5 protein-coding genes, 2 tRNA genes and 3 rRNA genes (1 of these 10 cut by a window edge) are annotated in these 9,605 nt (G+C 45.5%); 7 read left to right on the top strand and 3 right to left on the bottom strand.

Annotated features, from left to right (window positions below):
• From BC751_RS19830 to rrf, 5 genes are all read left to right on the top strand, one after another.
• Positions 1 to 38 (top strand): 16S ribosomal RNA (locus tag BC751_RS19830) (it extends 1,484 nt beyond the left edge of the window).
• A gap of 67 nt (positions 39 to 105) precedes the next feature.
• Positions 106 to 179, top strand: a tRNA-Ile gene (locus tag BC751_RS19825).
• 18 nt (positions 180 to 197) lie between these two features.
• Positions 198 to 271 (top strand) — tRNA-Ala (locus BC751_RS19820).
• A 119-nt stretch (positions 272 to 390) separates the two neighbouring features.
• Positions 391 to 3,269: ribosomal RNA gene (locus BC751_RS19815) — 23S ribosomal RNA — on the top strand.
• 177 nt (positions 3,270 to 3,446) lie between these two features.
• Positions 3,447 to 3,558, top strand: a 5S ribosomal RNA gene (gene rrf / locus BC751_RS19810).
• Together the 16S, 23S and 5S rRNA genes with 2 tRNA genes alongside form the textbook arrangement of a ribosomal RNA operon.
• Before the next feature lie 925 nt (positions 3,559 to 4,483).
• On the opposite strand, the gene BC751_RS19805 is transcribed toward rrf, so the two are convergent.
• Positions 4,484 to 5,344: an endonuclease/exonuclease/phosphatase family protein gene (locus BC751_RS19805; RefSeq protein ID WP_130277127.1), complete on the bottom strand. Its 861-nt coding sequence runs from the start codon at positions 5,342 to 5,344 to the stop codon at positions 4,484 to 4,486.
• Positions 5,345 to 5,439: 95 nt separating this feature from the next.
• On the opposite strand from BC751_RS19805, the gene BC751_RS19800 reads away from it, so the two are divergent.
• Positions 5,440 to 6,330, top strand: coding sequence for a flavin reductase family protein (locus tag BC751_RS19800; protein WP_130277126.1), 891 nt, complete (start codon positions 5,440 to 5,442; stop codon positions 6,328 to 6,330).
• 24 nt (positions 6,331 to 6,354) lie between these two features.
• On the opposite strand, the gene sppA is transcribed toward BC751_RS19800, so the two are convergent.
• A complete protein-coding gene (sppA, locus tag BC751_RS19795) occupies positions 6,355 to 8,115 on the bottom strand; it encodes a signal peptide peptidase SppA (RefSeq protein ID WP_130277125.1) in 1,761 nt (586 codons plus the stop codon).
• Positions 8,116 to 8,186: 71 nt separating this feature from the next.
• On the opposite strand from sppA, the gene folK reads away from it, so the two are divergent.
• Positions 8,187 to 8,690, top strand: a complete 504-nt coding sequence (folK, locus tag BC751_RS19790; RefSeq protein ID WP_130277124.1) for a 2-amino-4-hydroxy-6-hydroxymethyldihydropteridine diphosphokinase — start codon at positions 8,187 to 8,189, stop codon at positions 8,688 to 8,690.
• A gap of 3 nt (positions 8,691 to 8,693) precedes the next feature.
• Here folK and fabD read toward each other — a convergent pair whose 3' ends face one another.
• Positions 8,694 to 9,569: an ACP S-malonyltransferase gene (gene fabD, locus BC751_RS19785; RefSeq protein WP_130277123.1), complete on the bottom strand. Its 876-nt coding sequence runs from the start codon at positions 9,567 to 9,569 to the stop codon at positions 8,694 to 8,696.
• Positions 9,570 to 9,605: the final 36 nt, after the last annotated feature.

The raw sequence follows: 9,605 nt of genomic DNA, 5'->3' as shown, positions 1-9,605 counted from the left end.
GTAGCCGTACCGGAAGGTGCGGCTGGAACACCTCCTTTCTGGAAAGACGACAGGTGTGTCGTTTTCGTATTCTCTTTCAAAATTTAAGTATTTCATTAATATAAAGGGCTTGTAGCTCAGGTGGTTAGAGCGCTACACTGATAATGTAGAGGTCCGTGGTTCGAGTCCACGCAGGCCCACTTTATATTAAAATTTATGGGGGATTAGCTCAGCTGGCTAGAGCACCTGCCTTGCACGCAGGGGGTCAACGGTTCGAATCCGTTATCCTCCACCTGGTTCCAAAATGTTGGGACAAAGTTCTTTGACATGTTGAGCGGAGAATGCAACAGGACGGGTGATAACCTGTCTTAAGACTGCATATGTCCTTTGCAAAAGGGGGGCATATGTGAAGAGTAAGTGAACAAGGGCGCACGGGGGATGCCTGGGCTCCATGAGGCGAAGAAGGACGTGCCAAGCTGCGATAAGCTGTGGGGACCTGCAAGGGGGGGCGATCCACAGATTTCCGAATGGGGCAACCCACCACGTGAGTGGTATTCCGCAAGGAAGGCGAACCTGCCGAACTGAAACATCTAAGTAGGCAGAGGAATAGAAAACAAGAGTGATTCCGTGAGTAGTGGCGAGCGAAAGCGGAGCAGCCCAAACCGCGCGTGTTACGGCACGTACGGGGTTATAGGACCTGCGCAAGATATGTGAATGTGACCTGAACGTACTGGGAAGTGCGGCCGTAGAGGGTGAGGGCCCCGTAAGGGAAGCATGAACATGTTGGCGGGAATCCTGAGTAGGCCGGGACAGGGGAAATCCCGGTTGAATTTGCCGGCACCATCCGGTAAGGCTAAATACTACATGGAGACCGATAGTGTACAAGTACCGTGAGGGAAAGGTGAAAAGTACCGTGAATAACGGGGTGAAAGAGAACCTGAAACCGTGCGCTTACAAGCGGTCGGAGTCCCGATACTTCGGGATGACGGCGTGCCTTTTGCATAATGAGCCTACGAGTTGCGCGTCACTGGCGAGGTTAAGGGCTTAAGGTCCGCAGCCGGAGCGAAAGCGAGTCTGAACAGGGCGTTGAGTCAGTGGCGGCAGACGCGAAACTTTGTGATCTACCCATGGCCAGGCTGAAGGTGCGGTAACACGTACTGGAGGGCCGAACCGATAAGCGTTGAAAAGCTTCCGGATGAGCTGTGGGTAGGGGTGAAAGGCCAATCAAACTGAGAAATAGCTCGTACTCCCCGAAATGTTTTTAGGAACAGCGTCGTGGAAAGTATCGATGAGGTAGAGCTACCGATAGGACTAGGGGGAGTCACATCCTACCAAATCCTGACGAACTCCGAATGCGTCGATACTGTAACGGCAGTGAGGGCTTGGGTGCTAAGGTCCGAGTCCGAGAGGGAAAGAACCCGGACCTACCGCTAAGGTCCCGAAATTTACACTAAGTTGAACAAAGGTGGTCCAGCTGCAGAGACAGCCAGGAGGTTAGCTTGGAAGCAGCTATTCCTTTAAAGAGTGCGTAACAGCTCACTGGTCGAGCGGCAGGGCGTCGATAATAAACGGGCATCAAGTGTAATACCGAAGCGTAGGATACAGACATCAGTCTGTGTGGTAGGGGAGCATTCCAAACGGCGGTGAATGCGCATGGCGATGTGCGCTGGAGCGTTTGGAAAAGCAAATGTAGGCATAAGTAACGATAATGGGGGCGTGAAACCCCCACACCGATAGACCAAGGTTTCCTGATCAACGTTAATCGGATCAGGGTCAGTCGGGACCTAAGGATAACCCGTTAGGGGATTCCGATGGCAAATGGGTTAATATTCCCATACCGCACATACAGGTGACGGAGTGACGGAGTGATGAAAGGACCGCGCGGTGACGGAATACCGCGTTAAAGGGTGTAGGTAATGGAGCTGTAGTAAAATGCGCAGCTTTAGCCGAACCTGACAGTACCGCGACCCTACGGGGGAGCGGACAGAGTCCCTAAGGGCTTCCAAGAAAAACTTCTGGCGATAAGCGTATGTGCGCCCGTACCGCAAACCGACACAGGTGGTCAAGGAGAGGATCCTGAGGTGCTCGAGTGAGTCATGGCTAAGGAACTCGGCAAAATTGCCCTGTAACTTCGGGAGAAGGGGCGCCCCCCACAAGGGGGGCCGCAGTGAAAAGGCCCAGGCGACTGTTTAGCAAAAACACATGGCTTTGCGAATTCGAAAGAATATGTATAAGGCCTGACACCTGCCCGGTGCCGGAAGGTTAAGAGGGGATGTTATCGCAAGAGAAGCATTGAATTGAAGCCCCGGTAAACGGCGGCCGTAACTATAACGGTCCTAAGGTAGCGAAATTCCTTGTCGGGTAAGTTCCGACCTGCACGAATGGTGTAACGATCTGGGCGCTGTCTCAGCCATGAGCTCGGTGAAATTGTAGTCACGGTGAAGATGCCGTGTACCCGCAACGGGACGGAAAGACCCCATGAACCTTTACTGCAGCTTAGCATTGGTATCGGGTAAACGATGTGTAGGATAGGCGGGAGGCTGTGAGACTGTGTCGCCAGGCACGGTGGAGCCGCTGTTGAAATACCGCCCTTTGTTTGCCTGGTATCTAATCCCAACGTGATTGGGAGACATTGCTTGGTGGGTAGTTTGACTGGGGTGGTCGCCTCCAAAAGGATAACGGAGGCTTCCAAAGGTTCCCTCAGCACGCTTGGTAACCGTGCGCGGAGTGCAATAGCATAAGGGGGCTTGACTGTGAGGCCGACAAGCCGAACAGGGTGGAAACACGGGTATAGTGATCCGGCGGTACTGAATGGAAAGGCCGTCGCTCAAAGGATAAAAGGTACTCTGGGGATAACAGGCTGATCTCCCCCAAGAGCTCATATCGACGGGGAGGTTTGGCACCTCGATGTCGGCTCGTCACATCCTGGGGCTGGAGAAGGTCCCAAGGGTTGGGCTGTTCGCCCATTAAAGTGGCACGCGAGCTGGGTTCAGAACGTCGTGAGACAGTTCGGTCCCTATCTGTTGCGGGCGTGGGAAGTTTGAGGAGACCTGACCTTAGTACGAGAGGACCGGGTTGGACTGACCGCTGGTGTACCGGTTGTGGTGCCAACTGCACTGCCGGGTAGCTACGTCGGGAAGAGATAAGCGCTGAAAGCATCTAAGTGCGAAACTCCCTCCGAGATGAGACTTCCGAACAGGGCCGTCAGAGACGATGACGTTGATAGGCTGCAGGTGTAAAGTCAGTAATGACAAAGCCGAGCAGTACTAATAGCCCGAAAGCTTACTGAAGTCTGCCTGTTGCATTTTCCGCGAGACATGATCATTTTAGACGTGAGACACAAGACACAAGATACAAGACTTGGGACTCGGTGCACGTCAACAGAACTTAAGATATTGAATATATGGACCGGAAGCCAGACAGAGCTAAGTCTTATGTCTTGTGTCTTCGGTCTTATATCTAAAAGCATAGGCGGCCCAGCGCAGGGGTCCCACCTCTTCCCATCCCGAACAGAGAAGTTAAGCCCTGCAGCGCCGATGGTACTGGGGTTACACCCGGGAGAGTAGGTCGCCGCCACATTATTAAAAGCCAGCAGCAATGCTGGCTTTTGTGTTTTCTATCCAAAACGGAAGGGGTTACACCCGGGAGAGTAGAGCCTGTCCCGGGAAGCGGGATCGCCGCCACATTATTTAAAAGCCTTTCAGGAAACTGGAAGGCTTTTGTGTTTTGCGCACAATACGGAAGGGGTTGCACCCGGGAGGGTAGAGCCTGTCCCGGGAACCGGGATCGCCGCCACATTATTTAAAAGCCTTTCAGGAAACTGGAAGGCTTTTGTGTTTTGCGCACAATACGGAAGGGGTTGCACCCGGGAGAGTAGAGCCTGTCCCGGGAACCGGGATCGCCGCCACATTATTTAAAAGCCTTTCAGGAAACTGGAAGGCTTTTGTGTTTTGCGCACAATAGGGAAGGGGTTACACCCGGGAGAGTAGAGCCTGTCCCGGGAACCGGAATCGCCGCCACATTATTTAAAAGCCTTTCAGGAAACTGGGAGGCTTTTGTGTTTTCCGCACAATAGGGAAGGGGTTACACCCGGGAGAGTAGAGCCTGTCCCGGGAAGCGGGATCGCCGCCACATTATTTAAAAGCCTTTCAGGAAACTGGGAGGCTTTTGTGTTTTCCGCACAATACGGAAGGGGTTACACCCAGGAGAGTAGAGCCTGTCCCGGGAAGCGGGATCGCCGCCACATTATTTAAAAGCCTTTCAGGAAACTGGAAGGCTTTTGGCGTTTATGGGAGAAGATAGAGGAGAGAAGCGGGAGATTAGATTCAAGATTCAAGACTCAAGACACAAGAGACAGGGAAAAGGGGGAAGTCGGAAGGCGGATGTCGGAAGGACAGGTCAGGGTGGATTTTTTGTTTGCTTTTGCACTGTTTCCAAAATTCGGGACAAGTTGTGGTTCCTAAAATGCAACTAAACAATTTGTGGTTTAGGGATTGCAACTAACTTACCAAGAAATCTCTGCCATGACAGGAAAATGGTCGGATGGGTATTTTAAACCATAATTGTCTGTTAATATCCCATGGCGATTCACCTTAATTTTAGGACTGACAAAAATGTGGTCAATTATTCCTTCCGGAAGTTTTTCCCAGTTGAAACCATTAAATGTTCCTTGATTTCCAATAGACGGCAATTGGCTGATTAATCTACTGTCTTTGAAATCCGAAGATTCTATAATATGACGGTAAGCAGGGTTGTCCGGTGTTACATTGAAATCCCCCATAAATATCACAGGTAAATTCTTGCTATTGATTTCTTTGATTTTAGTAAGAACCAGTCTGCTGCTTTCTTCCCTTGCTTTTTGTCCAATATGGTCATAATGGATATTGAAAACGTAAAATTCTTTTTTACCTTTTTTTGTCCTGAATTTTCCCCATGTACATACCCTGTTCAACGCGGCATCCCAACCTTTGCTAGGCTGACCTGGCGTTTCAGAAAGCCAAAACGTGTTCCCTTCGAGATAAATCAATTTTTCAGGATTATAAAATACTGCACTGAATTCTCCTTCATTTCCACCTTTGTCTCTACCAAGGCCTATATAAGGGAATGAAAGCACATCTTTCATTTCTTCCAATTGGTGAAATAGCCCTTCTTGGGTCCCAATGATATCCATTTGGTGAAATTTTATCTGATTGATAAGGTGTGGTGCCCTGTCTTTCCAAAGGTTTCCTATGTCATTGGGATTATCAAATCTTATATTATAAGTCGCAATATTCAATGTTTGGGCCTGGATAGAAAAGGGTAGGAGGGTGCAAAGCAATACAAAAATGAAAATGGTGCGTACTTTTAGGAAAATATCTGTCTTCATGGGTCTTTCTTGTTTTGTTTTATAATTTAGCAAAATAGAATGACGTGAAAGCAACCGTTCAGGTAAAGCTTTTGTTAACAACATAAAAGTTTTGAATGAAGACTGTAGACCCAAAAGAGATTGAAACAGCTCAGCTGCATGGCCTATTATTGGGAGCGATAGCCCCAAGGCCCATTGCTTTTGCCAGTACCATTGATGAAGCAGGCAATGTAAATTTAAGCCCTTTTTCTTTTTTTAATGTATTCAGTTCCAATCCTCCCATACTTATTTTCTCTCCTGCCAGAAGGGTGAGGGACAATACAACCAAGCACAGTTTGGACAATGTTTTGGAAGTTCCTGAAGTAGTGATCAATATTGTCAATTTTGAAATGGTGGAACAAATGTCCCTTGCCAGTACAGAATATGAAAAAGGGATCAATGAGTTTTTAAAATCAGGGTTGACCCCAGTACCTTCCGTCAAAGTCAAACCTCCCAGGGTTAAAGAATCTCCGGCAGCTTTTGAGTGTAAAGTGCTGCAGGTAATTCCTTTGGGCAAAGAAGGAGGGGCCGGAAATTTAGTGTTATGCGAAGTTTTATTGGCTCACTTTAAAGATGAAATTTTTGATGAGCAAGGGAAAATTGACCCAAATAAACTCGATGCAGTTGCCAGAATGGGAGGTGATTGGTATTGTCGGGCCAGTGGATCTGCACTATTTGAAGTTCCAAAGCCAGTGAAAAATAAAGGTATTGGGGTGGACCAAATACCCGATGTAGTTAAGAAAAGCCTTGTACTGACGGGCAATAATCTTGGCAGGTTGGGAAATGTGGAAAAACTACCAACAAAGGAAGAGGTTGAAGCTTTTTCTCATGATCCTGCAATTAAGGAAATGCAGAAAAGGTTTATTAACGATAAGGAAAGTTTTATCGATCACTTGCATCAATATGCCAAAGAATTCCTGGAGAAAGGTGATTTGGATACTGCCTGGAAGGTTTTGTTACAAAAGTAAAAAAGGAGCGAAAAGCTCCTTTTTTTATTGGATATGGTAATCAAATGGCATCCTGACCATAATGCCTTCATATTTATGGAGATCCTCAATCTGCTTATAAATGGGATAAAAATTCCCCAGTTTTTTCTGTTGGTAGTAAGCCTGGACATCATTGGAAATCTGACTTATAAATCTCTCAAACCAAGATTTCATTTCCGGATAATAAACCACCCGATAATCATCCGCTACTCCGGCTTTGGTGGCTGCAATTTTTATGGCTTCATCCAAACCACCCAAAACATCCACCAGTCCATTTTCCAAAGCCTGGTTTCCTGTCCACACCCTACCTGAGGCCACTTTCATCACGTCTTCTTTATCCATTTCTCTTCCCTGTGCTACCCTGCTAAGGAAAATGTCATAGCCATCTTCTATTTGTTTCTGAAAAATCTCTTTTTCTGCATCAGTAACTCTTCTTGTTGGGCTGAGGAAATCAGAAAACTCACCTGTTTTAACAACATCGGTTGTAATTCCCAATTTATTGTTCAAAAGTCCTTTGGCGTTGAACCATAAAGCGAATATGCCTATCGAACCTGTGATGGTATTTGGCTGGGCAACGATGGTATCTGAGGCCGCTGCAATGTAGTAACCTCCTGAGGCTGCAACTTCACCCATAGAAGCAATCACCGGTTTTTCTTTTCTGGCTTCTTCCAATTCTCTCCAGATAACTTCTGAAGCCAAGGCCGATCCTCCCGGAGAATTAACCCTTAATACTATGGCTTTTACATTATCATTTTTTCTGGCTTTGCGGATTTCTTCCTTAAAGCGCTCAGAGCTAATTAAGTTATCAGCATTGCCCCCCATAATTTCTCCCTCTGCCACGATTACCGCGATTCGGTTTTTCGAGCTTCTGCTTTTTGGCTTGACAGCTTTATTGATTCGGGAAACATTGATGGTATTGATTTTATCCTCTTTTTCTAAACCCAGTTTCTGCTTCATTAAATCAATTACCTGGTCTTCATACCACAAACCATCAATCAATTTTAATTCTTCAGCATCTTTCATTCTTCTGACAAGCATCTGGGCATTGATTTCTTTCAGCCTGTTATAGTTTATTCCTCTACTTTCGGAAATCTCATTTAGCATGAAAGCATTCAAATCTGTCAGAAAGGATTCAGTCTGTAACCTGTTTTCTTCACTCATTTTGTCCAGCATGAAAGGCTCTACAGCACTTTTAAAATCTCCAACCCTGAAAATTTCAGGCTCCACCTCTAATTTTTGAAAAAGCCCTTTGAAAAATAAGATTTCTGATGCTAATCCATTAAACTCCATCATGCCTGAGGGATTGACATAGATTTCATCTGCGGCAGTGCTTAGGTAATAACCATTCTCGGTATAGAGTTCACCATAGCTAATTATAAATTTACCGGATTCCTTGAAAGATAAGAGTTCATCCCTCAATTCCTTTATTCCCGCCTGTCCTGCCATGAGCGTTCCTGCTTTTAAGAAAATACCCTTTATATTGTCATTTTCTTTCGCGGTTCTGATGGCATTTTTTAAACTGGTCAAACCAATTGAAGGTACCGTGCTGATTAATCCAAAAGAAGAAAAATCCGGGTCATCCTCATTGCTTCTTTCTGCCAAAACTCTTCCTTCAAGGTTGAGCACAAGAACTGTATTTTCCTTGATTTTGACCTCTTCTTCTGAAGAAGAAATGACAGCGATCAATCCTGCAAAGAAGAAAAAACTAATCACCGAGAAAATCAAAAGTCCGACAATTACGGCTAAAACATTACCTAGAAATTTCATATTCTTGAATATTTGTTGGGCTAAAATAAGGCTTTTTTGTTTAAGTTTGATCTGCTTCATTTAACTTAAAAATGGAAAAATTAGTTTTTATCATCGGAGGAAATTTGGGAAACAGGTTTTCATTGATAAAAAGCGCTAAAATAATGATGGAGGAAGTATTCGGTCCAACAATTGCTGCCTCCTCCGTTTATGAGACAGAAGCCTGGGGCGGAAAATCCTCAGCGGATTACTTGAACCAGGTCCTTGTTTTCCAAAGTTCATTTGATCCTTTTAAAGTTTTGGAAATTATTCAAGGTATAGAGAATCGGCTTGAAAGAAAAAGGGCAATCAAATGGGGCGATAGGACCATGGACATAGATTTGCTTTTCTATGGGAATCTTTGTTTAGAAACTGAAAATCTGGTTATTCCCCATCCCTTTATTGCCAGAAGGAGATTTGTTCTGGAGCCTTTGAATGAGGTGATGCCTGAATTTATTCACCCCAAAGAAAAAATTGAAATACGCCAATTGTTGGCGAATTGTAAGGACGCTTCAAAAGTGTCCACATTTAAAAAAAGCCCGGAATTACCGGGCTAATTATTATATGCTGGACACTTCAGCTTCTTTATGGATTTTTTTAACCAATCCCTGCAACACTTTCCCCGGACCACATTCAATAAAATGAGTGGCGCCATCTGCTACCATTTGCTGTACAGATTGCGTCCATTTTACAGGAGCAGTCAATTGTGCAATGAGGTTTTTCTTAATTTCTTCTACCTCACGCACTCCTTTGGTACTTACATTTTGGTATACAGGACAGGATGGTGTATAAAAAACAGTATTTTCAATAGCTTTTTGAAGTTTTTCTCGGGCGGGTTCCATCAATGGGGAATGAAACGCTCCTCCTACAGGTAAGGGAAGGGCTCTTTTGGCTCCTGCTTCTTTCATTTTTTCGCAGGCAATTTCTATCCCTTTATTGGTACCGGAAATTACTAATTGGCCAGGACAATTGTAATTGGCAGGCACAACGGTTTCGCTGGTAATAGAGGCACAAATTTCTTCTACTTTTTCATCTTCCAAACCCAAAATTGCAGCCATTCCAGAGGGATTGATTTCACAGGCTTCCTGCATGGCCAATGCCCTTTGATAAACCAATTTCAAACCATCCTCAAAGGCAAGTGTCCCATTGGCCACCAAAGCTGAAAATTCGCCAAGAGAGTGGCCCGCTACCATATCCGGATTGAATTCGGGAGATGTTTTGGCCAAGATTACAGAGTGAAGGAAAATTGCAGGTTGGGTAACTTTAGTCTGCTTCAATTCCTCTTCAGTGCCTTCAAACATAATATCTGAAATCCTGAATCCTAAAATTTCATTGGCTTTTTCAAATAGGGCCCTGGCTTCGGCATTATTTTCATATAGGTCTTTTCCCATTCCTGAAAATTGAGCGCCCTGGCCCGGAAAAACATATGCTTTCATAGAGTTTGTTTTTTTGAAGCTGCAAATATACCAAAA

This window comes from Cecembia calidifontis (assembly GCF_004216715.1).
In the GTDB taxonomy this organism is placed as follows: domain Bacteria; phylum Bacteroidota; class Bacteroidia; order Cytophagales; family Cyclobacteriaceae; genus Cecembia_A; species Cecembia_A calidifontis.
This window is presented reverse-complemented; position numbering and strand designations above follow the sequence as displayed.